This is a genomic window from Streptomyces lavendofoliae (assembly GCF_014649735.1).
Taxonomy (GTDB): domain Bacteria; phylum Actinomycetota; class Actinomycetes; order Streptomycetales; family Streptomycetaceae; genus Streptomyces; species Streptomyces lavendofoliae.
In genome coordinates this window covers 309,604-333,953 of the sequence record NZ_BMTP01000005.1, presented here as the reverse complement: position 1 = coordinate 333,953, position 24,350 = coordinate 309,604, and the positions used below count along the sequence as shown (strand labels likewise).

Annotated in this window: 19 protein-coding genes; 7 read left to right on the top strand and 12 right to left on the bottom strand. The window is 73.0% G+C overall.

Annotation, left to right across the window (positions count from 1 at the left end):
- Positions 1-241 precede the first annotated feature (241 nt).
- Positions 242-1,555 carry an Nramp family divalent metal transporter gene (locus IE109_RS12405; protein ID WP_189550856.1) on the bottom strand — a complete coding sequence of 438 codons (1,314 nt, stop codon included), beginning with the start codon at positions 1,553-1,555 and terminating at the stop codon, positions 242-244.
- Positions 1,556-1,742: 187 nt separating this feature from the next.
- Here IE109_RS12405 and IE109_RS12400 point away from each other — a divergent pair, with 187 nt between their 5' ends.
- Positions 1,743-3,077 (top strand): M14 family metallopeptidase, encoded by a 1,335-nt coding sequence (locus tag IE109_RS12400; protein ID WP_189550855.1) that lies wholly within the window; start codon positions 1,743-1,745, stop codon positions 3,075-3,077.
- 121 nt (positions 3,078-3,198) lie between these two features.
- On the opposite strand, the gene IE109_RS12395 is transcribed toward IE109_RS12400, so the two are convergent.
- The 3 genes from IE109_RS12395 to IE109_RS12385 are packed head-to-tail and all read right to left on the bottom strand — an operon-like array spanning position 3,199 to position 5,614.
- Positions 3,199-3,603 (bottom strand): RidA family protein, encoded by a 405-nt coding sequence (locus tag IE109_RS12395; RefSeq protein ID WP_189550854.1) that lies wholly within the window; start codon positions 3,601-3,603, stop codon positions 3,199-3,201.
- A complete protein-coding gene (locus tag IE109_RS12390) occupies positions 3,600-4,361 on the bottom strand; it encodes an IclR family transcriptional regulator (protein ID WP_189550853.1) in 762 nt (253 codons plus the stop codon). The genes IE109_RS12395 and IE109_RS12390 overlap by 4 nt, the downstream gene beginning before the upstream one ends.
- Entirely contained in the window at positions 4,358-5,614 is a 1,257-nt protein-coding gene (locus IE109_RS12385; RefSeq protein WP_268251469.1) for a PfkB family carbohydrate kinase, read from the bottom strand. Before IE109_RS12385 ends, IE109_RS12390 begins: the two co-directional genes overlap by 4 nt.
- A 121-nt stretch (positions 5,615-5,735) precedes the next feature.
- Here IE109_RS12385 and IE109_RS12380 point away from each other — a divergent pair, with 121 nt between their 5' ends.
- Positions 5,736-7,061: an alanine racemase gene (locus IE109_RS12380; RefSeq protein ID WP_189550852.1), complete on the top strand. Its 1,326-nt coding sequence runs from the start codon at positions 5,736-5,738 to the stop codon at positions 7,059-7,061.
- Positions 7,062-7,072: 11 nt separating this feature from the next.
- The gene (locus IE109_RS12375) at positions 7,073-8,656 is read left to right on the top strand and encodes an N-acyl-D-amino-acid deacylase family protein (RefSeq protein ID WP_189550851.1); all 1,584 of its coding nucleotides are present in this window, start codon (positions 7,073-7,075) and stop codon (positions 8,654-8,656) included.
- Positions 8,657-8,703: 47 nt separating this feature from the next.
- On the opposite strand, the gene mptB is transcribed toward IE109_RS12375, so the two are convergent.
- The 3 genes from mptB to IE109_RS12360 all read right to left on the bottom strand — a co-directional run bounded on the left by mptB (position 8,704) and on the right by IE109_RS12360 (position 12,239).
- On the bottom strand, positions 8,704-10,203 hold the full coding sequence (gene mptB / locus IE109_RS12370) for a polyprenol phosphomannose-dependent alpha 1,6 mannosyltransferase MptB (RefSeq protein WP_189550850.1): 1,500 nt from the start codon (positions 10,201-10,203) through the stop codon (positions 8,704-8,706).
- 37 nt (positions 10,204-10,240) lie between these two features.
- A complete protein-coding gene (locus IE109_RS12365) occupies positions 10,241-11,101 on the bottom strand; it encodes a S1 family peptidase (protein ID WP_189550849.1) in 861 nt (286 codons plus the stop codon).
- A gap of 358 nt (positions 11,102-11,459) precedes the next feature.
- On the bottom strand, positions 11,460-12,239 hold the full coding sequence (locus IE109_RS12360; protein ID WP_189550848.1) for an SDR family NAD(P)-dependent oxidoreductase: 780 nt from the start codon (positions 12,237-12,239) through the stop codon (positions 11,460-11,462).
- Positions 12,240-12,348: 109 nt separating this feature from the next.
- Between IE109_RS12360 and IE109_RS12355 the strand changes: the two genes are divergently transcribed.
- Positions 12,349-13,560, top strand: a complete 1,212-nt coding sequence (locus IE109_RS12355; RefSeq protein WP_189550847.1) for a pyridoxal phosphate-dependent aminotransferase — start codon at positions 12,349-12,351, stop codon at positions 13,558-13,560.
- A gap of 82 nt (positions 13,561-13,642) precedes the next feature.
- A complete protein-coding gene (locus IE109_RS12350) occupies positions 13,643-14,035 on the top strand; it encodes an SCO4983 family protein (protein ID WP_189550846.1) in 393 nt (130 codons plus the stop codon).
- 166 nt (positions 14,036-14,201) lie between these two features.
- On the opposite strand, the gene IE109_RS12345 is transcribed toward IE109_RS12350, so the two are convergent.
- Positions 14,202-16,028 (bottom strand): phosphoenolpyruvate carboxykinase (GTP), encoded by a 1,827-nt coding sequence (locus tag IE109_RS12345; protein ID WP_189550845.1) that lies wholly within the window; start codon positions 16,026-16,028, stop codon positions 14,202-14,204.
- Positions 16,029-16,233: 205 nt separating this feature from the next.
- On the opposite strand from IE109_RS12345, the gene trhA reads away from it, so the two are divergent.
- Positions 16,234-16,911 (top strand): PAQR family membrane homeostasis protein TrhA, encoded by a 678-nt coding sequence (gene trhA, locus IE109_RS12340; protein WP_189550844.1) that lies wholly within the window; start codon positions 16,234-16,236, stop codon positions 16,909-16,911.
- Positions 16,912-16,967: 56 nt separating this feature from the next.
- Entirely contained in the window at positions 16,968-17,609 is a 642-nt protein-coding gene (locus tag IE109_RS12335; RefSeq protein WP_229890915.1) for a TetR/AcrR family transcriptional regulator, read from the top strand.
- Here IE109_RS12335 and IE109_RS12330 read toward each other — a convergent pair.
- From IE109_RS12330 to IE109_RS12315, 4 genes are read right to left on the bottom strand one after another with little or no spacing between them, the layout of a single operon-like run.
- Entirely contained in the window at positions 17,599-19,989 is a 2,391-nt protein-coding gene (locus IE109_RS12330) for a galactose oxidase early set domain-containing protein (RefSeq protein WP_189550960.1), read from the bottom strand. The two genes, IE109_RS12335 and IE109_RS12330, sit on opposite strands and share 11 nt — an antisense overlap.
- 50 nt (positions 19,990-20,039) lie before the next feature.
- Positions 20,040-21,221, bottom strand: coding sequence for a glycosyltransferase (locus tag IE109_RS12325; protein WP_189550842.1), 1,182 nt, complete (start codon positions 21,219-21,221; stop codon positions 20,040-20,042).
- A complete protein-coding gene (locus IE109_RS12320) occupies positions 21,218-22,879 on the bottom strand; it encodes an ArnT family glycosyltransferase (RefSeq protein WP_189550841.1) in 1,662 nt (553 codons plus the stop codon). Before IE109_RS12320 ends, IE109_RS12325 begins: the two co-directional genes overlap by 4 nt.
- The gene (locus IE109_RS12315) at positions 22,876-24,129 is read right to left on the bottom strand and encodes a glycosyltransferase (RefSeq protein ID WP_189550840.1); all 1,254 of its coding nucleotides are present in this window, start codon (positions 24,127-24,129) and stop codon (positions 22,876-22,878) included. The genes IE109_RS12320 and IE109_RS12315 overlap by 4 nt, the downstream gene beginning before the upstream one ends.
- Positions 24,130-24,350: the final 221 nt, after the last annotated feature.

The following is a 24,350-nucleotide window of genomic DNA, read 5'->3' as shown; positions in this document are numbered from 1 at the left end:
TGCGGCACGAGGCCCGGTTCCGCCGGCCACTGGTGGAGCCGGGCCTTGCGCTCACCCGGCGTCGATCCGGCACTCGTACAGCATCCCGCCGGCCCCGTACGGCCACCATGAGCACCCGGCCGTACGGGGCCGGCGGCGTACGGCGCCGGTGGCGCGCCGTGCGCCGCCGTATCGGTGGTGGCGGGCCGAACCCCGGGCGTCGTCATGCCGACCGGTATGGCCACCGGCGCCCCGCCCGCCCCTACCAGGGCAGTTCGCGCACCTGCTGGACGCACAGCACCAGGAACAGCACTCCGGCCGCGCCCAGGACGCCGTTGCTCAGCGCGCCGTTGCGCCACTCGCTCGGCGTACGGGAGGAGTTGAGGAGCCAGACCAGGGTGAGGGCGAGGAACGGCATGAAGAAGGCGCCGATCACCCCGTAGACGATGACCAGGCCGAACGGCTGGTCCAGGAAGAGCAGGGACATCGGCGGGAACGTCAGCCACAGCAGGTAGGCGCGGAAGGGCAGCGACTTCTCGCGGGTGCCGGCGGCGACCTCCTCGCCCGTGGTGGCACCGGTCCCGCCGGTTACGCCGCGCTCGCGGAAGTGGGTCACGAAGTCGGCGAACATCAGGCTCACCCCGTGCCAGACGCCGATGAGGGAGGTGATGGAGGTGGCGAAGAAGCCGATGAGGAACAGCTTCGCGGTGACCGTGCCGTACTGGTCCTCCAGGACCCCGCCGAGGTCCAGCAGGCCCTTGTCGCCCTTGGCGAGCGCGACGCCCGAGGAGTGCAGCAGCTCGGCGCCGACGAACAGCATGGCGACGACGAAGATCCCGGTGGTGATGTAGGCGACCCGGTTGTCCAGGCGCATCACCTTCATCCAGGAGGTGTCCGTCCAGCCCTTGGCGTTGACCCAGTAGCCGTACGCGGCCAGCGTGATGGTGCCGCCGACGCCGCCGATCAGCCCGAGGGTGTAGATCAGCGAGCCGTCCGGGAGGACCGGCGCGAGGCCGGCCAGCGCCTTCCCGAGGTTCGGGGTCACGCGGACGGCGAGGTAGACGGTCACGACGAACATGACGCCCACGAGCAGCGTCATGACCTTCTCGAAGACGGCGTACCGGTTGAACCAGACGAATACCAGCCCGGCCACACCGCACAGGACGGCCCACCACTTGAGGTCCATGACGCCCGGGAACAGCGCCTGGAGGGGCAGGGCGCTGGAGGACATGGCGGCGGCTCCGTACACGAAGCCCCAGACGGCGACGTACCCGGCGAAGTAGACGGTGGTCCACGCGCCGAGGCTGCGCCAGCCGTCGAACAGGGTGCGGCCGGTGGCCAGGTGCCAGCGGCCGGCGGCCTCGGCCAGCGAGATCTTGACCAGGCAGCCGGCCACGGCGGCCCACAGGAGCGTGTAGCCGAACTTGCTGCCCGCGATGAGCGTGGCGACGAGGTCCCCGGCGCCCACGCCGGTCGCGGCCACGACGATGCCGGGGCCGATGTGGCGCCAGCTCGCCCTGCGCGGCGGGGCCCCGCCGGTGTCCTCGGTCCCACTCTGTCGTGCGGTGTCTGCCATGCGTTGCCGCCTTTCCTCCACCCGGCGTCGACCCGATGTGCACGTCACCAAAGCGCGACCGCGGTGATCGCGCAAGAGGGCGCGGCGCGGGGGCCCGAACCAACGCGTACTTGACGCGGTCATGCCACCGCCGGACGATGCGTCGCACGGGGCGACCCGCTCCGTACCCCCCACCGCAGGAGACAGCATGCGCATGCGCATACGCGGCAGAAGGTCCGTCACCCTCACGGCCCTGCTGGCCCTCGCCGTCGCGGCACCTCTCACCGCCACCGCCACCACGTCCACCGACGTGCCGGCCGCCCCCGCCGCCACCGTGGAGGAGGTCATCCGGCAGTACGAGATCCACGGCCCCTCCACCCCCGCCGAGCGGACCGCCCTGCTCGCCACCGGCGTGTCGATCGACGAGGCCGACTCCCACGCCGTCGTCGTCAGCGCCAACGCCGACCAGGCGCGGAAGCTGCGGGCCCTCGGCCACCGGCTGGAGGCCCTGCCCGCCCCGCCCGACCGCACCGGCGGCAAGTCCGTCGGCGCCATGGACTTCCCCTCCGCCGACGCCCGCTACCACAACTACGCGGAGATGAACGCGGAGATCTCCCAGCGGCTCCAGCAGTACCCGAACATCATGAGCCGCCGTGTCATCGGCAAGTCGTACCAGGGCCGCGACATCGTCGCCATCAAGATCAGCGACAACGTGGCGACGGACGAGAACGAGCCGGAGATCCTCTTCACCCACCACCAGCACGCCCGCGAGCACCTCACGGTCGAGATGGCTCTGTACCTGCTGCGCGAGTTCGGCGCCGGTTACGGCTCCGACTCCCGCATCACCAGCGCCGTCAACAACCGCGAGATCTGGATCGTGCCGGACCTCAACCCGGACGGCGGCGAGTACGACATCGCCTCCGGCTCCTACCGCAGCTGGCGCAAGAACCGGCAGCCCAACTCCGGCTCGTCGTACGTCGGCACCGACATGAACCGCAACTGGAACTTCAAGTGGGGCTGCTGCGGCGGCTCCTCCGGCTCGACGAGCTCCGAGACCTACCGGGGTCCGGCCCCCGAGTCCGCCCCCGAGGTGAAGGTCGTCGCCGACTTCGTCCGTTCCCGCACCGTCGGCGGCACCCAGCAGATCAAGGCCGCCATCGACTTCCACACCTACAGCGAACTCGTCCTGTGGCCCTACGGGTACACCTACAACGACACCGCCCCCGGCCTCACCCAGGACGACCGTGACGCCTTCGCGACCGTCGGCCGCAAGATGGCCGCGAGCAACGGCTACACGGCCGAGCAGTCGAGCGACCTGTACATCACCGACGGGTCCATCGACGACTACCTGTGGGGCGCGCACAAGATCTTCGGCTACACCTTCGAGATGTACCCGCGTTCGTCCTCCGGCGGCGGCTTCTACCCGCCCGACGAGGTCATCGAGCGCGAGACCAGCCGCAACCGCGACGCGGTCCTGCAACTGATCGAGAACGCGGACTGCATGTACCGCTCCATCGGCAAGGAACAGCAGTACTGCGCCTGACGGGCGACGACCGGCGCGGTACGGCCCCTTCCTCGGGCCGTACCGCGCCGTGGCGTACCGCGCCGTGGCGTACCGCGCCATGCCGCGCCGTGGCGTGGCGCGGACCGGGTGGGCGGCGGGGTCAGCCGAGGACCGCCATGGCGTCGATCTCGATGAGCAGGCCGGCGGGGAGGCCGACGTACACGGTGGTGCGGGCGGCGGGGGGCACGGTGAGGTCCGCGAAGTACGCGTCGTAGATCTCGTTCATCTCGGCGAAGTGCGCCGTGTCGGTGAGGTAGACGCGCATCATCATCACGTCGTCCCAGCTCGCGCCGCCCTCCTTCAGGACGGCCTCGACGTTGGCGAGGGTCTGGAGGGTCTGCTCGCGCAGGGTGGGGCCGGCCGGGACCGGGGCGCGGCCCTCGACGGCCGGGAGGAAGCCGACCTGGCCCGCGACCTGGAGGATGTTCCCCTTGCGCACGCCGTGGGAGAACCGGGCGGGCGGGGCGGTGTGGGTGGCGGGGGTGATCGCGGTCTTCTCGGTCATGCGGGGTCCTTCGCGGTTGACGTGCCGGAGTACTCCCGGCCGATGGCGTCGGCGGTGCGGCGCACCAGCGGGAGGAGGGCGAGGAGGTCGTCGGCGGTGACGACGACGTTCGGCGCGGACACCGACATGGCGGCGACGACGCGGCCGTCCGCGCCGCGGACCGGGGCCGCGACGCAGTTGATGGACTCCTCGTGGCCGCCCAGGTCGGTGGCCCAGCCCTGTTCGCGCACGGTCGCCAGCTCCTGGAGGAACGCGGCGGCGTTCGGGGTCGAACGGGGCGTGTACATGGGGTAGTCGAGCTTCGCGGCGAGCGCGCGCCGCTCGGGCTCGGGCAGGTCGGCCAGCAGCAGCTTCGCCACGGCGGCGACGGTGATCGCGACGGGTCTGCCGATGCGCGAGTACATCCGGACCGGGTACCGGCTGTCGACCTTGTCGATGTAGAGCACCTCGTTCTCCTCGTACACGGCGAGATGGACGGTGTGCCCGGTCCGCTCGCCCAGCCCGACGAGGTGGGGGTGGGCGATCTCGCGGACGTCGAGGTTCTCGACGGCTTCCTGCGCGAGGGCGAACAGCCGGGCGCCCAGGCGGTAGCGCTGGTCCTCCTGGCGGTAGACCAGGCCGTGTTCGTGCAGGGTGCGCAGCAGCCGGAGGGCGGTCGACTTGTGTACGCCGAGGGCGTCGGCGACCTGCCCGAGGTCGGCGGGGCCACGCGCGAGCAGCGGCAGGATGCTGAGCGCGCGGTCGACGGTCTGGCTCATGGCGTACGTACCTCCTGGTCCTCCCCGGTACGCGTCCAGCCGGGGCCGAGGTGCAGTCTCCCCCAGGCGCCGTCGTCCAGGGCGGCGAGGCGGTCGGCGTGCGCGCGGGCGGGCGGGACGGCGAGGTCGCCGGGGACGGTGAGGGCGGCGGCGGCCATCAGGTGCCCGTGACGCAGGCGGTGCTCCAGGGCGAGCCCGCGGAGGGTGGCGGACAGGAACCCGGCGGCGAAGGCGTCCCCTGCGCCGACATGGGCGACGACCTCCACGCGGGGAGCGGGCACGTGAACGACGCGGTCGCCCGGCGGGTGGAGGTCGGCGCCCGTGCCGGGGGTGTCGGCGCGGTGGCCGGGGGCGCCGGGGCGGTGGCCGGGGGTGTCGGGGCGGTCGCCGGGGGTGTCGGGGCGGTCGCCGGGCGCGCCGGGTGCCCGGCCGGGCGCGCCGGGGCGGAGGGACGCGGACGACCCGCCCGCGCCGGGGCGGGGCGCCTCCGCGGCCGGGCGGGGCGCCCCGGGGCGCGGGGCCGCGCCGGGGCGGGGGGCCGGGCCGCGGGCGTACGCCGTCGCGCCCCGCGCGCCGTGCTTGACGACCAGGACCGCCGGTTCCGGCAGGGCCGCGCGGATCGCCGCCGGGTCCCGCAGGCCCCAGGCCGCCCGCGCCTCGTCGTCGCCGACGAGCACCAGGTCGGCCCCCCGCGCCAGGTCCAGCAGGACGGCGGGGTCGGCACCGCGCCACAGGCCGGGGCGGTGGTTGACGTCGAAGGACAGCAGGGGGCGGCCGGGGCGGCGGGCGGTGAGGGCGCGCAGCAGGGCGAGGCAGCCGGCGGACAGCGCGGCGGTGATGCCGGTCAGGTGCAGGACGCGCGCGGCGGTGAGGTCCTCGGACGGCACGGTGTCCGGGCCCATCGCGGAGGCCGCCGAGCCCGCGCGGTAGTAGACGACCTCATGGCCGTCGTCGGCCCGGTCGGTGGCCGTGCGGAAGTAGACGCCGGTCGGGCGGTGCGGGTCCCGGCGTACGGCGCTGGTGTCGACCCCGTACGCGGCGACCGCCCGCACCAGGTGGTCGCCGAAGCCGTCGGCGCCGACGCGGCTGACCCACTTCGCGCGGTGCCCGGCCGCCGCGAGCGCGCAGGCGACGTTGGACTCGGCACCCCCGATGGCGCGGCTGAAGGACGGCACGTCGGCGAGGGGGCCGGGACGGGAGGGCAGGAATGTGACCATGGACTCGCCGAGGCAGACGACGTCGGTCGCGGTCACGCTGCGGGCTCCTCACCGGGGGCTCCGGATCCATTGACCCGGCATTGCGCCGGATGTTAGACACCACCGAGCGATATACGCAATGACCGTTGCACACAATGCAACAGATGGAGGGGCTGCCATGGCCGCCGGACACCTCAGCGCCCGGCCCGACGGGACCGGACCCCATGGGACCGGCCACCTCAGGGCCGAGGACCTCGGAGCCGAGCGCGTCGACCACCGGTTCAAGGGGCTCCCCGCCGACGCCGAGGGCCTCACCGTGGGCGAGCTGGCCGCCCAGCGCCGGGACCTGTTCACCGGCGGCTTCACCACCCCCGTCCTCGCCCTCTCCGCCGAGGCCCTGGAGCACAACCTGGCGCAGCTGAGGACCTACGCCGAGCGGCACGGCCTCGCCTTCGCCCCGCACGGCAAGACCTCCATGGCTCCGCAGCTGTTCGACCGGCAGGTCGCGTACGGCGCCTGGGGCATCACGGCGGCCGTACCGCACCAGGCCCGCGTCTACCGGGCCTTCGGCATCCGCCGGATCTTCCTCGCCAACGAGCTGGTCGACGCCGCCGCGCTGCGCTGGGTGGCCGCCGAGCTGGAGCGCGACCCGGACTTCCGCTTCCTCTGCTACGTCGACTCCGTGCGCGGCGTCGAGTTGATGGACCAGGCCCTGCGGGGGTCCGCCCGCCCCGTCGACGTCGTCGTCGAGCTGGGCGCGGGGGACGGCGCGCGCACCGGGGCGCGTACGGAGGCGGACTGCGCCGCCGTGGCGGACGCGGTCGCCGCCACCGGCACGCTGCGGCTGGCCGGGGTCGCCGGGTACGAGGGCGAGGTGCCGGACGCGACGCCCGGCGCGGTGCGGGCCTGGCTGCGCCGTCTCACCGCTCTCGCCGTCGCGTTCGACACGGCGGGCCGGTTCGCGGACGACCTCGGCGAGATCGTCGTCAGCGCGGGCGGCAGCGCCTGGTTCGACACGGTCGCCGAGGTGTTCGCCGAACTCCCCGCGCTGTCCCGCCCGGTGCTGAAGCTGCTGCGCTCCGGGGCGTACGTGTCGCACGACGACGGCCAGTACCGCGACCTCACCCCGTTCAACCGGGTTCCCGGGGAAGGTGCCCTCCGCCCCGCGTTCCGGCTGTGGGCGCAGGTGGTGTCCCGCCCGACGGCGGAGCAGGCGTTCGTCAACGCGGGCAAGCGGGACGCCGCGTACGACCTGCACCTGCCCGAGGCGCAGGTCGTCCGCTCCGCGCGGGACGGGTCGGTCCGCCCGGCGGACGGGATCGCGGTGACCCGCCTGTCCGACCAGCACGCCTGGCTGGAGACCGCGCCGGGCGCGGAGCTGGAGGTGGGCGACTGGGTCGGCATGGGCCTGTCGCACCCGTGCACGTCGTTCGACAAGTGGCAGCTGATCCCGGTGGTCGAGGCGGACGGCACGGTCGCCGACTTCGTCCGCACCTTCTTCTAGGAGCGCCCGGAGTGGACCTCGTCATACGGGACGCCCGCGTCGTCGACGGCAGCGGTGGCCCGTCGTACCGCGCCGACGTCGGCGTCACCGGCGGCCGGATCGCCGCGATCCGCCGCGAGGGCGACCCGGCGCTGTCCGGCCGGCGCGTCCTGGACGCGCACGGGCTGGCCCTGTCCCCCGGTTTCATCGACATGCACGCCCACAGCGACCTGGCGCTGCTCCGGGACCCGGACCACAGCGCCAAGGCCGCGCAGGGCGTCACGCTCGAAGTGCTGGGCCAGGACGGCCTGTCGTACGCGCCGGTCGACGACCGCACCCTCGACGAGGTCCGCCGGGCCATCAGCGGCTGGAACGGCGGGGCGCCCGGGGACACGACCGTGGACCTCGACTGGCGGACCGTCGGCGAGTACCTCGACCGCCTGGACCGCCAGGGCATCGCGGTCAACGCGGCGTACCTCGTCCCGCAGGGGACGGTCCGCGCGTACGCCATGGGCTGGGAGGACCGCCCGCCCACCGGCGCCGAGCTGACCCGGATGAGGCAGCTCGTCGCGGAGGGCCTGGAGCAGGGCGCGGTCGGCATGTCGTCCGGCCTCACCTACACGCCCGGGATGTACGCGCGCGACGCCGAACTGACGGAGCTCTGCCGGGTCGTGGCGGCGTACGGCGGCTACTACTGCCCGCACCACCGCAGTTACGGCGCCGGCGCCCTGGAGGCGTACGCGGAGATGGTCGCCCTCGCCCGGGAGGCCGGCTGCGCGCTGCACCTGGCGCACGCGACCATGAACTTCCGTGTGAACGAGGGCAGGGCGCCCGCGCTGCTCGCGCTGCTCGACGAGGCACTGGCGGACGGCGCGGACATCTCGCTCGACACCTACCCCTACACGCCCGGCTGCACCACGCTCGTCGCGGTGCTGCCGAGCTGGGCGAGCGAGGGCGGCCCGGAGGCGGTCCTGGCCCGCCTGCGCGACGACGCCACGGCCGAGCGGATCCGCCACCACCTGGAGGTCACCGGCTCGGACGGCTGTCACGGCGTACCCGTCGAGTGGGACACCATCGAGGTCTCGGGCGTCCTCAGGCCGGAGCTCGCCGCCCACGTCGGCCGCCGCCTGGACGGCTGGGCCACCGCGCGCCGCCTGCTGGTCGAGGACGGGCTGGGCACGACGATCCTCCAGCACGTCGGCCACGAGGAGAACGTGCGGGCCCTCATGCGCCACCGCGTCCACACGGGCGGCTCCGACGGCATCCTCCAGGGCGCCAAGCCGCACCCGCGCGCGTACGGCACGTTCCCCCACTACCTGGGGCGGTACACGCGCGAACTGGGCGTGCTGTCGCTGGAGGAGACGGTCGCCCACCTCACCTCCCGCCCCGCCGCCCGTCTCCGCCTCCCCGACCGCGGCCTGGTCCGCGAGGGCCACCGCGCCGACCTGGTCCTCTTCGACCCGGACACGGTCGCGGCGGGCTCCACCTTCGAAGCCCCCCGCACCCTCCCGGTGGGCATCCCGTACGTCCTGATCGACGGCCGCTTCGTCATCGAGGACGGTCACCGGACGGACACCCTGGCCGGCCGCGCCGTCCGGCGTACGCCCGTGCGCTAGGCGCGGCCGGGCGGACCGGCCCGGCGGCGCCGGGTGCGCCCTTCCCGTCAGGGCGTACGGACCTCGTCCCGCCGCGCCGCGCGGGGAGCGGGAAGCCGCCCGGGACGGCGGGCACGGGCCGCCTCGCGGCGCAGGAGCAGCGCCCCGGCGGCGCAGACCAGGGCAGCCAGGGCGAAGCCGTACGCCGGGGTGCGGCCGGAGGGCGCCGTCTCGTAGACGAGGGCGGCGCTCAGCACCAGCAGGACCCGGCCGGAGCGGCCGTCCCACGCGCTGGCGGCCACCACGGCGGTGCCCCACAGCAGGTACCAGGGCTGGACCATCGGCGACAGGGCGACCAGGGCGACGAGCGACAGACCGAGGCCGTGCACCGGGTCCAGCCGGCCACGCGCCGATCGCCACGCCAGGTACCCGATCAGCGCGAGCGCCGCGGCCAGGCCCAGGCGCTGGACGGCGGCCTCGACCGGGTCCGGGTCGGCGCCCAGGAGCAGGTGCAGCAGCCCACCGAGGGCGAGGCCCAGGTCGCTGGTGGCCGACAGCGCGGTGTGGATGGTCCCGGCGACGCTCTGGGTCCGCAGCCAGCCGAACCCGGTGCCCGCGAGCAGGGTCGCGGCGACGGCGACCGTCCCGGCGACCAGGCCGGGCCCCAGGAGCCCCTTGGCGACGCGCCGCGCGAGCGGGCCGCCGGCGGCGCGGCCGGCCAGGACGCCGATGAAGAGCAGCGCCACGGCGGCCGGGGACTTGACCATCATCGCCAGCCCGACGACCGCGCTGCCCGTGATCCAGCCGCCGCGCCGGGCGAGGACCACGCCCGCCAGCATGAGGGCGATCATGAGCCCGTCGTTGTGCATACCGCCGACCACGTGCATGAGCAGCAGCGGGTTGAGCGCCCCGAGCCACAGCGCCCCGCGCTCGCCGCCCCCGTCCCGCAGGCCGCCCTCGCCGCGTCCACCGCTCCCGCCGTGCTCACGCCCCAGCCGGCGCAGCGCCAGGACGATCAGGACCAGGGCCACCAGCGCGATCAGCCGCATCGCGAGCACCGCGGGCACGATCGTCCCGCCCGTCGCCCCGGCCACCGCCCGCGCCAGCACCAGGAACACCGGCCCGTACGGGGCCGGCGTGTCCGTCCAGTGGCCGCCGACGCTCGCGGCCGCGTCCCCGCCGATACCGGCCGGGTCCAGCACGGACGGCCCGGCGCCGTACACGTCGTGGCCCTCCAGGACCATGGCGCCCTGGGCGATGTAGCTGTAGACGTCGGCGCTGTAGAGGGGCGGGGCGAGGAGCATCGGCGCGACCCACCAGCCGAGCGTCACCAGGGTGTGGCGCACCGACGACCCGGCCCTGCCGTATCCCCACCAGGCGACCACGAGCAGGGTCAGCCCGAGGTACGCCAGGACGGTGGCCGCCACCGTGACGCCCGGCCCGTGGGGGACCCAGATCCCCCACGGGTCGCGGGACGGCAGCGTTCCGGCGGCCCAGCCGCCCGCGGCCACCGCGGCCGATCCGGCCGCGCCCAGCCGGCGGTACCCGACAGCGCTCATTGCCCACATGACCCGCCAACCTATCGGGCGGGCCGGGCAGGCCCCGCTACGGCTTGGGCAGGGCGCAGCCCGGCCGGGTCAGATCGATCTTGTTGCCGGTGCCGACGCAGGCGACGATGCCGTACGTCTGCTGGGCGTAGTTGATGCCCGGGCGGACCGTCACGGTGCCGTTCTCGTCGACCTCGCAGGGGTTGTTCATGGTGCAGCGCCGGCCGTCCTCGTTGCCGGTGTTGTTGACGGCGACGACCTTGCCGGTGGCGGTGTCGACGACGGGCGACCCGGAGGTGCCGCCGATGGTGTCGCAGGCGGCGGTGTAGCGGACGGAGTCCTTCATGGTCCAGCCGGCTTCCTTGAGCCGGTAGGCGAAGCCGTCGACGGAACAGCTGTAGATCCGCTTCCAGTAGCCGGAGACGACCTTGATCGCGGCGCCCTGGGCGGGACGCGTCGCGTTCAGTTCCAGCGCCCGGATGGAGTAGCGCGCCTGGATCTGGGCGTAGGTGCTGGTCAGCTCGTACAGGGAGACGTCGGTGTCGGTCATGGTCGCGTACGCGACCTTGGCGGCGCGCAGGGTGGCGACCTTGGTGCCGGCGGAGTCGAGCAGGCCGAAGGTGCGGCTGGAGGGCTTGTCGACGACGACCGCGCCGGGTGCGGGCATCCCGCTCTCCAGGCAGTGCCCGTTCGACAGGACGAGCGCGGGGTCGGTGGGCTGCGAGCCGGGTACGCGGACGACGGCACCGGAGCAGTTGCTGAGCGCGACGGTTCCGGCGAAGTCGACGGCCCGGACGGCCGGCGCGGGCACGGCGGGGGGCGCCGGGGCGGCTGTGGTGGGTGCGGCGGCTGTGGCGGTCGGTGCACCGGCTCCCAGGAGCACGAGTGCGAGCAGCGCGCCGGCGAGAGGCTTGCGCATGTGGGGGGTCCCCTCTGGGCGATGACTTTGTCATGCGCATTGTGATGGTTGGCGCGGGCGCGCGAGGAGACCGTTTTCGGCCGTGCGGAGTCCGCTGAGCGGACGCACCCGCCCCGGGGCCCGGCCCGGCTCCCGGGACGCGGCACTCCGGAGTTCTGCGGGTCGACTCACCGGCGGGCCCGGCGAGCCCGGCGAGCCCGGCGGGCCCGGCGCCCGGACTCGCCGGCGGCGGACGGCGGGGCCGAGGGCCCATGACCCAGCGGACCCCGGGGCCCCCGGGTCACCGGGCCCACGGGCACCGGGCCAGGAACCAATGGACCCAGCGGACCGCGGGGCCGCGGGGTCACGGGACAGGGCGTCAGTCGTCCGCGAGGGCCCGCGCGAAGCCGGTGTTGACCGCCAGGAGGCCACCGTCGACGCGGAGCGTCGTCCCGGTGATCCAGGACGCGTCCGGCGAGGCGAGGAAGGCCACCGCCGCCGCGACGTCCTCGGGTTCACCCACGCGGCCCAGCGGGTACACCCGGTCGGCCAGCTCCTCCAGCTCGCGCTCCCGGCCCTCCCAGGCGCGCGTGCGGATCGTGCCGGGGTTGACCTGGTTCACTCGGACACCGCGCGGCGCGGCGTCGGCCGCGAGGGTGCGGGTGAGCGAGGTGAGCCCGGCCTTGGCGGCGCTGTACGCGTGGCCGCCGAAGGCCTGCTCGGCGTTGACCGACCCGATGTTGACGACCGCGCCGCGCCCCGACGCCGCCAGGGGCGGGAGCGCCGCCCGCGCGCACCGCAGCGCGCCGAGCAGCGTCACGTCCAGCGACCGCCGCCACACCTCGTCGGCCTCCTCCTCGAAGCGGGGCGCGTCCGGGGTGCGCGCGAAGGCGTTGTTCACGAGGACGTCCAGCCGGCCGAACGCCGCCACGGCGTACTCCACCGCCGCCTCGACGGCCTCGCGGTCGGCCACGTCGCACCCGTGCGCCAACGACCCGGGAATCGTCCCGGCCACCTCGCGCGCGGGCCCCTCGTCGAGGTCCACCACCAGCACCCGGGCGCCCTCGGCGCCGAACCGGCGCGCGGTGGCCTCACCGATCCCGCGCGCCGCGCCGGTGACCAGTACGCCGTACCCCTCGAAACGCCCCGAAGCGGTCATCCGCCGATGATGCCCGGACCGGCCCGGGGCGATCAAGGGGGGCGGTGGGCGGGGGCGAAGTGGCACAAAACACGAGGCGCCCCACCCGTCACCGCCGTAAGCTCGCGGCATGCAGGTGATCCAGTCCACGAAGCTCGCCAACGTCTGTTACGAGATCCGGGGCCCGGTGCTCGAGGAGGCGATGCGGCTGGAGGCCGCCGGTCACCGGATCCTGAAGCTGAACACCGGCAACCCCGCCGCCTTCGGCTTCGAGTGCCCGCCCGCCATCCTCGAGGACATGCTCCGCAACCTCGGCGAGTCGCACGGCTACGGCGACGCCAAGGGCCTGCTGTCGGCCCGCCGCGCGGTGATGAGCCACTACGAGACCAGGGGCATCCCGCTCTCGGTCGAGGACATCTACCTCGGCAACGGCGTCTCCGAGTTGATCCAGATGGCGATGCAGGCACTGCTCGACGACGGCGACGAGGTCCTCGTACCGGCTCCGGACTACCCGCTGTGGACGGCGTCGGTCTCCCTCGCGGGCGGTACGGCGGTGCACTACCGCTGCGACGAGCAGGCGGACTGGATGCCGGACCTCGCCGACATCGAGCGCAAGGTCACCGACCGGACCAAGGCCATCGTCATCATCAACCCGAACAACCCGACGGGTGCGGTGTACGACGACGAGATGCTGCGCGGCCTCACCGAGATCGCCCGCCGGCACAACCTGGTCGTCTGCTCCGACGAGATCTACGACAAGATCCTCTACGACGGCGCCACGCACACCCCGACCGCCGCGATCGCCCCCGACCTGCTGGTGCTGACCTTCAACGGCATGTCGAAGAACTACCGGGTGGCCGGCTACCGCAGCGGCTGGCTGGCGGTCTGCGGGCCGAAGGCGCACGCCTCCTCCTACATCGAGGGGCTGACGATCCTCGCCAACATGCGGCTGTGCGCCAACATGCCGGCCCAGCACGCCATCGCCGCCGCCCTCCAGGGGCGCCAGTCGATCGAGGCGCTGGTGCGGCCGGGCGGCCGGCTGCTGGAGCAACGGGACGTGGCGTACGAACTGCTGGTGCAGATCCCGGGCGTGACGTGCGTGAAGCCGAAGGGCGCGCTGTACCTGTTCCCGAGGCTCGACCCGGACGTCTACAAGATCAAGGACGACCGGCAGATGGTGCTCGACCTCCTGCGGGCCGAGAAGATCATGGTGGTGCACGGGACGGGCTTCAACTGGCACGAGCCGGACCACTTCCGGATCGTCACCCTGCCGAACGCGGCGGACCTGGCGGACGCGGTGACCCGGATCGGCACCTTCCTCGACGGTTACGGCCAGCACTGACCCCAACGCATGGAGTCAGCTCAACTTTAGACACGATCCAAGGTAGGATGGTCTCCTGTCACCGAGCAGGAGGCCGTCCACCATGTATGAACCGATCCGCACCAAGTCGGTCCACCGGATGGCCGACGACGCCCCGGACCGCATCCCGCATCGCTCGCGCGAGGAGGAGCTGGACATCCAGCTCGCCGGCCACCTCGCCGCCCTGCTCGCCGTGACCGACGAGCTCGGCGACACGGCGGCGGCCGAGAGCATCGCGCGCCAGGTCGCCCGGCTGCGCGGCGCCCCGCCCGCCCGGCACGCGGGCCTCACCGGCGCCGATCCCGTCACCCTGCACCGCCGCGCCCACGCCCTCGCGGGCCGCGCCCTGGTCGTCGCCGCCTCCCGGGCCGACACCGCCGCCGCGATCCTCGCCGCCGAGCGCATGGACGCGCACACCGCCGCCCTGGACGAGCCCCGTCCAGTCGGCGCCCTCTGACGGCCCCGGTCCGCGCCCGGGGAGGGCGCGGGCCGGGTTGCCACCCGCACAAGGCTCGGCCCCCGAAGCCTGAGGGGACTTCGAGGGCCGATCGCATCGCGGCGGGTCATTCGTGAACCCACAGGTCAGGGCGGATGTCGGGCTGACCCGCCACGAGATCCGACGGTCAGCCCAGACGGGCGACCAGGGAGCGGTACTCGTCCCACAGCTCCGCGGGGGTGTGGTCACCGAAGGTGTTGAGGTGCTCGGGCACGAGGGCGGCCTCCTCGCGCCAGACCTCGGTGTCGACCTTCAGGAGGAAGTCGAGGTCCTCCTCCGGCATGTCGAGACCGTCCGTGTCGAGGGACTGCCGCGTCGGGAGGATGCCGATCGGCGTGTCGACACCCTCGGCCTTGCCGTCCAGGCGCTCGACGATCCACTTCAGGACGCGGCTGTTCTCGCCGAAGCCGGGCCAGACGAACTTGCCGGCGTCGTTCTTGCGGAACCAGTTGACGTAGTAGATCTTCGGCAGCTTGGCCTGGTCGGGGGCGTTCTTGCCGACCTTGACCCAGTGGGCCATGTAGTCGCCCATGTTGTAGCCGCAGAAGGGCAGCATGGCGAACGGGTCGCGGCGCAGCTCGCCGACCTTGCCCTCGGCGGCGGCGGTCTTCTCGCTCGCCACGTTCGCGCCGAGGAAGACGCCGTGCTGCCAGTCGAAGGACTCGGTGACCAGCGGGACGGCGCTGGCGCGGCGACCGCCGAAGAGGATCGCCGAGATCGGCACGCCCTTGGGGTCCTCCCACTCGGGCGCGATGATCGGGCACTGGGAGGCGGGGACGGTGAAGCGGGCGTTGGGGTGGGCGGCCGGGGTGCCGGAGTCCGGCGTCCAGTCGTTGCCCTTCCAGTCCGTGAGGTGCGCCGGCGCCTCCTCGGTCATGCCCTCCCACCACACGTCGTTGTCGTCGGTGAGCGCGACGTTGGTGAAGACGGCGTTGCCCCACAGGGTCTTCATGGCATTGGCGTTGGTGTGCTCGCCGGTGCCGGGCGCGACGCCGAAGAAGCCCGCCTCGGGGTTGATCGCGTACAGCCGGCCGTCCTCGCCGAACCGCATCCACGCGATGTCGTCGCCGATCGTCTCGACGGTCCAGCCGGAGATCGTGGGCTCCAGCATGGCGAGGTTGGTCTTGCCGCAGGCGGACGGGAAGGCGGCGGCGACGTACTTCGACTCGCCCTGCGGCGGGGTGAGCTTGAGGATGAGCATGTGCTCGGCGAGCCAGCCCTCGTCGCGCGCCATGACGGACGCGATGCGCAGGGCGTAGCACTTCTTGCCGAGCAGGGCGTTGCCGCCGTAGCCGGAGCCGTAGGACCAGATCTCGCGGGTCTCGGGGAAGTGCGAGATGTACTTGGTGGAGTTGCAGGGCCACGGCACGTCCTGCTCGCCCTCGGCGAGCGGCGCGCCGAGGGTGTGGACGGCGCGGACGAAGAAGCCGTCCTCGCCCAGCTCGTCCAGCACCGCCTGTCCCATGCGGGTCATGGTGCGCATGGAGACGGCGACGTACGCGGAGTCGGTGATCTCGACGCCGATGGCGGAGAGCGGCGAGCCGACGGGGCCCATGCAGAAGGGCACGACGTACATCGTGCGGCCCTTCATGGAGCCGCGGAAGATCCCCTTCTCACCGGCGAAGATCTCCTTCATCTCCGCCGGGGCCTTCCAGTGGTTGGTCGGGCCCGCGTCCTCCTCCTTCTCGGAGCAGATGAAGGTGCGGTCCTCCACCCGCGCGACGTCGGTCGGGTCGGACGCGGCGTAGTACGAGTTCGGACGCTTGATGGCGTCGAGCTTGCGGAACGTGCCCTTGGCGACGAGCTCCTCGCACAGGCGCTCGTACTCGGCCTCCGAACCGTCACACCAGACCACGTTGTCCGGCTGCGTGATTGCTGCGATCTCGTCGACCCAGGAGATCAGCCCCTGGTGGTGGGTGGGGACGGTGGTGGGAGCCGCATTACCGCGCGCCACGATTGCTCCTTGTTGAGGGGTTTTGGGTTGTCTGCCCCGTGGGGGCTGCGACCCGGATGCTTCACTGCATGACCTCTGGCGCTCATCCGGTGCCGACCGCACTCATCTGATCATCCGTGTCTTGTGCGCATATGTCCAGAGGGCCTCTCACGTGAGCATGGCCACTCGTTGCCGGTATCCGTGGGGGCGTCGGTAACATTCGGTCATGACTGCAGCCGGGCGCGAAGTGACCGAAATCGACCCTCCACCGGTGAAGCCGAAGCTGCGCGGCTGGCTGCACGCCGGCATGTTCCCGGCCGCCCTCGTCGCCGGCATCGTCCTGACGGCGCAGGCGGAGACGACCCGTGCCCGGGTCGCCTGCGGGATCTACGCCGTCACGGCCTGCCTGCTCTTCGGGGTGAGCGCCCTCTACCACCGGGGCGACTGGGGCCCGCGCGCCACGGCCGTGCTGCGCCGCCTCGACCACGCCAATATCTTCCTCATCATCGCGGGCACCTATACCCCGCTGACGCTGCTTCTGCTCCCGGACTCCACCGGGCGGGTGCTTCTGTGGGCGGTCTGGGCGGCGGCCGTGGCGGGGATCGCCTTCCGGGTGCTGTGGGTCGGCGCGCCCCGCTGGCTCTACACGCCGTGCTACATCGCGATGGGCTGGGCGGCCGTCTTCTTCCTGCCCGACTTCCTGCGCACGGGCGGTGTCGCGGTGCTCGTGCTGGTGGTCACCGGCGGACTGCTCTACAGCCTGGGCGGCGTGGTCTACGGGCTCAAGCGCCCCAACCCGTCACCGGGGTGGTTCGGCTTCCACGAGGTCTTCCACTCCCTGACGCTCGCCGCGTTCACCGCCCACTACGTGGGCATCTCCCTGGTGACCCACCAGCACGCCTGACCGCACCCCGTGTCACGGCCGTTCGCACACCCGGGCGATGGCGGACAATGAGCCACATGCCCGCCGACTCCCTCGCTCCCCTCGACCCCCTCGGCCCCCTCGCCGCGGCGCGCCGGCCCATGGGGCTGCGGGAGCGAAAGAAGCTCAAGACGCGGGTCGCGATCCGGCGGGCCACCCATCGGCTCATCGCCGACCAGGGGTACGAGGCGACCACCGTGGAGCAGATCGCCGAGGCGGCCGAGGTGTCGCCCAGCACCGTCTTCCGGTACTTCCCCGCCAAGGAGGACATCGTCCTCACCGACGAGTACGGGCCGGTCATGGCGGACGCGCTGCGCGAACGGCCGGCCGGCGAGGAGCCGCTGGAGTCGCTGCGCTCGGTCCTGACCCGGACCGCCGCCGCCCTGCTGGCGCACGAGCCGGAGGAGACGCGGCGGCGCGCCCGGCTGATGGCGGAGGTCCCGGCCGTACGCGCCCGGGCGGGCGTAACGACGGCCGGGACCTCGCGGCTGCTGGCGGGAGTGCTGGCCGACCGCACCGGGCGCGGCGCGGACGACCTTCAGGTGCGGGTCCTCACCGCCGCCGCGCTGGGGGCCTTCGGCGAGGCGATGGCCTACTGGGCCGAGCACGACCAGCGGGACGATCTGGTCGCGCTCGTGCACCGGACCCTGGACGCGCTCGGGGGCGGGCTCACCGGGTAGGCGGGGCCCCGCGGACGTCTCCCTTCCCGCAGGCCGTGCCGTCCCCGTCCGGGTCGAGCCGCAGCGGGTCGTCCTTGCCGTTGACCTTCAGGCGGCCGTAGTCGTGGTCCGCAAGCCACGCGCACCGGGCCCGCGTCGTCGCCTTCACCGACCGAGGGAACACCGTCGGTACGCACACCCCGGCCGTGCCGTAGTGCCGGTCGCACCCGGCGACGCGCGGGCCGACCGGGGCGAAGTCCCGCTTCTTGAGCGGCTTCTTCGGGGCGGCGGCCAGGCTGCCGGCGAAGTCGTGCGCGTGCGCCGACCGCTCCGCCTGCGCCGCCGTCGCCGCCGGTCCGCCGAGGTGCACCCACTGGGCGACGGACGGGATGCCGTTGGCGTCCACCGCGAAGAGCATGTACCAGCCGGGCGGGGCGAGGTTGGGGTTGGCGGTCACGTTCAGGTCGACGGTCCGGTCGTCGATCACGGACAGCGGCAGGTCCACGAACCGCTGGTTGGGGTCGGAGGAGTGGGTGACGGCGGCCGGTCGGATCAGTTCGGCCTTGGCGATCGGCCGGTCGACGGTGATCCGCTGGGTGTCTCCGTAGTTCCACCTGCCGTCGATCACGGAGGTGATCCTCGGGCGCGGGCCCTTCAGCAGGTACGGCGGCGTGTAGACCGAAACGTCGTGGTTGTACGAGCCGTTGCCGGGGTTGTCGCCGACCGCCATGACCCGGCCGTCGGGCAGCAGGAACGCCGACGAGTGGTAGGTGCGCGGCACCGGGTCGGCGGCCAGGCCCGCCTCGTAGGTGTTGGTGACCGGGTCGAAGAACGACGCCTCGTACACCGGGTCGGCCCGGTCGTGCAGGCCGCCGCCGGTCTCCAGGACCTTGCCGTCCGGCAGCAGCACCGCCGAGACGAACATCTTGCCCTCGTCACCGGTCTGCGGCCGCTTGCCCTGCCCCTGGTCGACCAGGCCCTGCGGGATGGGGGGCCCGGCGACGTAGCCCGGGTCCGGCCGCTTGAGGTCGATGATGTCGGTGAGACGGTTGGCGGCGGGGTTCGTCTCGTTGTTGCCGCCGCCGATGGTCAGCACCCGCTGGTCCTGCGCGGGCGGCAGCAGCACGCTCGCGGACTCGTCGCGCTGGTCCTTGTTCCGCAGCCCCGGTACGTCGGTGACGGTGTTGGCGTCGTAGTCGTAGATGGAGGCGCCGGTGCCCGGGGTGCCGTTGCCGAAGGTGTGGCTGCCGGAGTAGAACAGCCGCCCGTCCTGCATCAGGATCATGGACGGGTACAGGCCCCAGTACGACCAGGTCTGCTTGACCTCGTTCACCGGCAGCCACCTGTGCTGCGCGGCGGAGAACCTCTCCGCCGTCACATTGCCGGTGGAGTCCTCCTTCAGGCCGCCGAAGGAGATCACGTCGCCGTTGCCGAGGATCGTCGCCGACGGGTACCAGTGCCCGTCGTGCATGTCGTTGGTCCTGGTATAGGTCTCGGTGGCCGGGTCGAAGACGTACGAGTCCTTCAGGCCCTGGTAGCCGATCTTCCCGTCGGCGGACGGGTAGCCCTTGTTGCCGCTCATCACCAGCACCCGGCCGTCGGACAGTTGCACATGGCCGGCGCAGAACATGTCGACGGGTGTGGGGATGGTCCTGAACGAGCCGTTCGCCGGGTCGTACACGGCCGAGGTGAAGGTGCCGGCCTCGAACATCTCCGGGTCGTTGCCCGAACCGGCGATCAGCAGCACCTTGCCGTTGTGCAGGACGACCGAGTGCATGGAACGGACCGGGTTCTTCACGCCCAGGACCTGCCACCTGCCCTTGGCGCACTCCTCGGCGGTGCCCGTGCACACCGGGTCGGGCGCGGGCGGGGCGACCTCCTCCATCGTGTAGTCGTCGGTGGTGACGCTGCCGGTGCCGAAGACGGACACGCCCCAGGCGATCCGGTCGGTGCCCGGCGGCACGACGGGCGTGCGCACCTCGGCGCGGGTGTAGGCGCCGGCCACCGGAAGGGTCTTGAGGTCGGTCCAGTACTGCCAGCCGGTGGTCGTGTCGTGCCGGAAGAGGGTGATCGCCGCGTCGGGGGTCGTCGACCTGTACCAGAGCGACAGGTCGTACTGCCGCTCGGTGGCGACGGCGGGGGCGCAGGCCGCCGACTCGGTGACGAGGGCCTTGCGGTCGCCGTCGACGCGGCGCGTCAGCTCGACCTTCACGGCACGGTTGCCGGAGTGGGCGTCGGTCGTGGTGGTGAACGTGACGTCGTTGTCGCCCCAGCCGGACCTGGACCAGCAGTCGGGCATTCCGTCCTGGCCGGTGCCGGGGGTCTCGAAGCCGGGGTTCTTCAGGAGGTTGATCCCGGCGGCGGCCGGGGGCTGGGCCGCCAGGAGGAGGCCGGAGGTCATGGCGCCGATGGCCAGGAGCGCCACCCGTCGCCTTCGCCGGAGGGTCGGTTTCACCGGACGTTCCTTCCCGTGCGGGCCCTGCGCGCCCCGCGGGGCAGGTAGACCAGCGCCTCCGTCCCGGCGAAGCGCAGGACGAAGGTGGTCAGCAGCGCGAGGGCGGTGGCGGGCAGCACCGCCATGTGGAGCTGCCCGACGAACAGGGCGATCAGCGGGATGCGCAGGACGAGGTCGGCGTTGGCGAGCAGGGCGAAGCGCGCCACGCGGTCGGCCCGGTGCCGGTGGTGGCGGCGGTCGCGGAACAGCAGCAGCTCGATGAGGAGGAAGTTCCAGGCGACGCCGGCCTGGTTGGCGAGGATCTCGGCGGGCAGGTAGTGCAGCCCGGTGCCGGTGAGGAGGTACAGGGCGGCGAGGTTGGGGACGAAGCCGGTGAGGCCGATCAGGCCGAAGGCGGCCATGCGGGCGAGCGGGGACGCGGTGCGCAGCCCGACGAGGTGGCGCAGGAACCGCATGCCCTCGGCGGCGGTCGACTTGGACGCGCCCGCGAACCGCTCCTCGAAGACGAACGGCACCTCGGCGACGCGGGCCGGGCGGCCGCGCACGGCCAGCTCCAGGAGGATCTTGTAGCCGAGCGGGCGGAGGACGCCGGCGGTCACCGCGCCGCGGCGGATGGCGAAGAACCCGCTCATGGGGTCGCTGATGCCGCCCAGGGCGCGCGGGAAGAGCCCCTTGGCGAGCCAGGTCGCCGCGCGCGAGACGGCGACGCGGTAGCCGCCCGCGAGCCCGGCGCGGCTGCCGCCGGGCAGGTAGCGGCTGGCGACGACGAGGTCGGCGTCCTCCTTCTCGCCGGTGGCGACCAGGTCGGGGACGAGGGCGGGCGGGTGCTGGAGGTCGGCGTCCATGACGACGATCCAGTCCGAGGTGGCGGCCTTGAGGCCCTCGACGACGGCGCCGCCGAGGCCGCCGTCCGGGGTGTCGCGGTGGATGACGGAGACGGGGAAGGGGCAGTCCCGCGCGGCGTCGGCGATCACGGCGGGGGTGTCGTCGGTGGAGTCGTCGACGAAGACGACCTCGCAGGCGATGCGGGCGGGCACGGACACGGCGATCCGGCGCAGCAGTTCCCGTACGCCGGCGGATTCGTTGAAGGTGGGGATGACGACGGTGACGGCGCCCGGCTCGGGGACGCCGCCGGTGACGGGGGCGACGTGTTCGGCGCCGGTGGGCTGGACGGTCACGGGGCCTCCGCTCGGCTGTTCCGGTCACCGGTGGTCCCGTCGCCGGTGATCTTCCGGATCTCGATCCGGTCCTCGCCCTCGCCGAAGGTGGCGACGGGCGTCGAGTGCTCCAGCGCCGCCCTGACGTTGGGCAGGTCGCGCGCGTCGCGCCGTACGGTCGGGGAGGCGACGACGTAGTCCAGGTCCCGCCAGCCGCGCGGCATCGTCCTCGTCACCGCCGGGTCCAGGTCGGCCTTGTAGAACCAGATGGCGCCGAGCCCGGCGCCGTACCCGGCGTGGACGAGGTCGAGCCAGAGCGCGTCGTCCACCAGCACGCGCGTGTGGGCCGGGTCGGGGACCTCCGCCCCGAGCCAGGCCGAGGCGGCGCGGTAGGGCGCGTTGGCGTCGGCGGTCATGGCGGTGCGGTCGCCTTCGTACCAGCGCGGGACGACGTACACGAGGGCGGTGGTTGCGAGGAGTACGGCGGCGGCCCGGCGCACCGGGAGGAGCGCCGGGGTGCGGCGGCCCTTGCGCAGCACGGCGTGGGCGACGCTCGCCGCGCCGCCGGCCAGGACCAGGGCCAGGAACGGCAGCGCCTGGATGACGTACATGGCCGGCAGGTAGCCGGAGGGGCGCAGGGCGACGAGCGCCAAAACGGCGACCGCCAGCGCGGGTCCGGCCAGCGCCCGCGCGGTGACCGACCGGCCGACGGTCGCCAGGAGCAGGGCGGCGCCCGCGAGACCGCCGATCGGCAGGACCCGGTCGTAGTAGAGCCAGGAGTCGAGGACCCCGTTGGAGCCGGTGCCGTCGGTGAGGATGAAGCCGGAGCCGGGGCGGCTCATCTGGTACGTGATGCCGTCCCACAGGGAGACGTGTCCCGCGCCGGGCAGCAGCTCGCCCTTGAGGAGCGCGAACAGGGGGTAGGAGAAGCCGATCAGGGCGCAGGCGGTGATGGCGCCGGTGACGGCGAACTTGCGGGTGTCGCGGTGGCTGTGGCGCCACATGGTCACCAGCAGCGCCGGCAGGACGACGAGCATCGTCTCCTTGGTGAGGACGCCGACGGCGGCGACGACGCCGGCCCCGAAGTGGTGCCACAGGTGCCTGCTGGGCGAGGCGGCGAGGCAGAACGCCAGCAGCATCCACATCACGGCGAGGTTGTCGAGGAAGATCTCGCGCTGGAGGACCACCGACAGCGGGGACAGCCCGAAGAGCACCATGGCCAGGCCGGCCGCCCAGCGCGGCAGCCACAGCCGGCGGGCCAGGACGTAGATCAGCACCGCGGAGGCGGCGGAGACCAGCAGCATCGCCAGGCGCATCGAGGCGACGGTCATCGACTCGGGCGCGATCAGCGACGGGATCCAGGTGAGGGCGGCGAGCTGCATCCAGCCGAGCGGAGGGTGGTCGTACCAGTACGTGTAGTGGGCGAGGCCCCGGCCGTTCTGCACGGCCCACGCCTGGGCGAGGTAGGTGCCCTCGTCGTCGCTGAGGGTGGGGTACTGCTGGATGTTCCAGCCCTGGACGAGGAGGATCGCCGCGAGGAGCACCCCGCACAGGATCAGGTCGGGGCGGGAGCCGCGGAAGCGGACGACCGGCCGGGTGAACAGCCGGGCGCCGTCCGGCGGCGACGGGGCCGTGGCCGGCTCGGGGGCCGCGGGAGCGGCGGGCAGGGTGGCGGTCATCGGGCCTCCTCGCGGACGAGGTGGGCGCCCACGTGGCTGGTGAGTTCCCATTCGTTGCGGCCGCGCTGCTCGCGCCAGACGGCCCGGACCGCCGCGCCGGCCAGCAGCACCTGGTAGAACGGCCCGCCGGCGATGAGCTTCAGGTAGTGGACGAGGCGGACCCGCAGCCCGTACTGGCGGCCGAAGTCGTGCAGGCCGACGATCTCGAAGACGAAGGTCACCATCGCCGTCAGCAGGGGGAGGAAGGTGATGACGGCGACGCCGATGGGAACGTCGAGGAAGAGCGCGATCGCCACGTTGAGCGGGATGATGACGCCGGTGAAGGCTTGCATGAACGGGGTCATCAGGGTGTAGCGGGCGAGCATCCGCTGCCCGAGCGTGGGCAGTTGCTTCCAGTCCTTCTTGCGGTAGACCTGGAGGAAGCCCTGGTTCCAGCGGGTGCGCTGCTTGAGCAGGCTCAGCAGGGTGCCGGGGGTCTCCTCGCGGGTGACCATGTCGGCGTCGTACGCGACGACGACCTTCTTGCCGACACTGGACAGCCGCACGCCCAGGTCGCAGTCCTCGGCCAGGCAGTCCTGGTCCCAGCCGCCGGCCTCGCGCAGCACGTCGGTGCGCACGAAGACGGTGTTGCCGCCGAGCGGGATGAAGCCCTTGGCGGCGTGCAGGTGCAGGCGGGACCGGAACCAGAAGAAGTACTCCAGGCAGTTGCGCAGGGAGTACCAGCTGGAATGGAAGTTGATCAGTTGGACGCCGCCCTGGACGACGTCCGCGCGGGTGGCGCCGAAGGCGTGGTCGACGTGGGCGAGCAGGTCGGGGTGGACCTGGTCCTCGGCGTCGAAGACGCCCACGACGTCCCCCCGGCAGTACGGCAGGGCGGTGTTCAGCGCCTTGGGCTTGTTCTTCGCCTCGTGGGTGTCGACGACGACCCGTACGCGGCCGGGGTCGCGCGCCGCGGCCCGGTCGGCGACCTCGGCGGTCCCGGGGTCGTCGTGGCCGACGATCACGATGATCTCGAAGTCCTGGTGCCGGGACTCCAGCAGCCGGTCGACCGTGTGCTCCAGGACCGCCTGTTCATGGCGGGCGGGCAGCAACAGCGAGAAGGACAGGCCCTGGTCCCCGTCGGGACGCTCGAACCGGGTGGCGGCGAGCGTCTCCGGTGTGCGCCAGGCGTGCATCTGCCACCACAGGGTGAAGGCGGCCATCCAGAAGAGCGCCAGCGATATCGCGGCGACGGACACGGAAATGAGCACGGAAAGGTTCCCCCCTCCGACCGCGGCACGGCGGAGCAGGTGTGCCCACCGGTGGTCGCACCGGTGGTACGCCGCCGCGACGCGGTCGTTCCCCAAGAGACATGTCAGGGGCGAGTCGCGGCAGGACCCCCCTGGCCGTCGACGCCCTCGTTCAGCGTCCGCGCACGCCCTCCCCAGAACATGCGCGGAGTCTCGACTCCTTTGTGCGATGAGAATAGAGG

Coding starts and splice junctions, on each gene's coding strand:
- IE109_RS12360 (WP_189550848.1), bottom strand. CDS start 12,239: ATGACCGCTTCGGGGCGTTTCGAGGGGTACGGCGTACTGGTCACCGGC.
- IE109_RS12390 (WP_189550853.1), bottom strand. CDS start 4,361: ATGAGCCAGACCGTCGACCGCGCGCTCAGCATCCTGCCGCTGCTCGCG.
- IE109_RS12320 (WP_189550841.1), bottom strand. CDS start 22,879: ATGACCGCCACCCTGCCCGCCGCTCCCGCGGCCCCCGAGCCGGCCACG.
- IE109_RS12395 (WP_189550854.1), bottom strand. CDS start 3,603: ATGACCGAGAAGACCGCGATCACCCCCGCCACCCACACCGCCCCGCCC.
- IE109_RS12365 (WP_189550849.1), bottom strand. CDS start 11,101: ATGCGCAAGCCTCTCGCCGGCGCGCTGCTCGCACTCGTGCTCCTGGGA.
- trhA (WP_189550844.1), top strand. CDS start 16,234: ATGACTGCAGCCGGGCGCGAAGTGACCGAAATCGACCCTCCACCGGTG.
- IE109_RS12380 (WP_189550852.1), top strand. CDS start 5,736: ATGGCCGCCGGACACCTCAGCGCCCGGCCCGACGGGACCGGACCCCAT.
- IE109_RS12355 (WP_189550847.1), top strand. CDS start 12,349: ATGCAGGTGATCCAGTCCACGAAGCTCGCCAACGTCTGTTACGAGATC.
- mptB (WP_189550850.1), bottom strand. CDS start 10,203: ATGTGGGCAATGAGCGCTGTCGGGTACCGCCGGCTGGGCGCGGCCGGA.
- IE109_RS12335 (WP_229890915.1), top strand. CDS start 16,968: ATGCCCGCCGACTCCCTCGCTCCCCTCGACCCCCTCGGCCCCCTCGCC.
- IE109_RS12400 (WP_189550855.1), top strand. CDS start 1,743: ATGCGCATGCGCATACGCGGCAGAAGGTCCGTCACCCTCACGGCCCTG.
- IE109_RS12405 (WP_189550856.1), bottom strand. CDS start 1,555: ATGGCAGACACCGCACGACAGAGTGGGACCGAGGACACCGGCGGGGCC.
- IE109_RS12350 (WP_189550846.1), top strand. CDS start 13,643: ATGTATGAACCGATCCGCACCAAGTCGGTCCACCGGATGGCCGACGAC.
- IE109_RS12330 (WP_189550960.1), bottom strand. CDS start 19,989: ATGACCTCCGGCCTCCTCCTGGCGGCCCAGCCCCCGGCCGCCGCCGGG.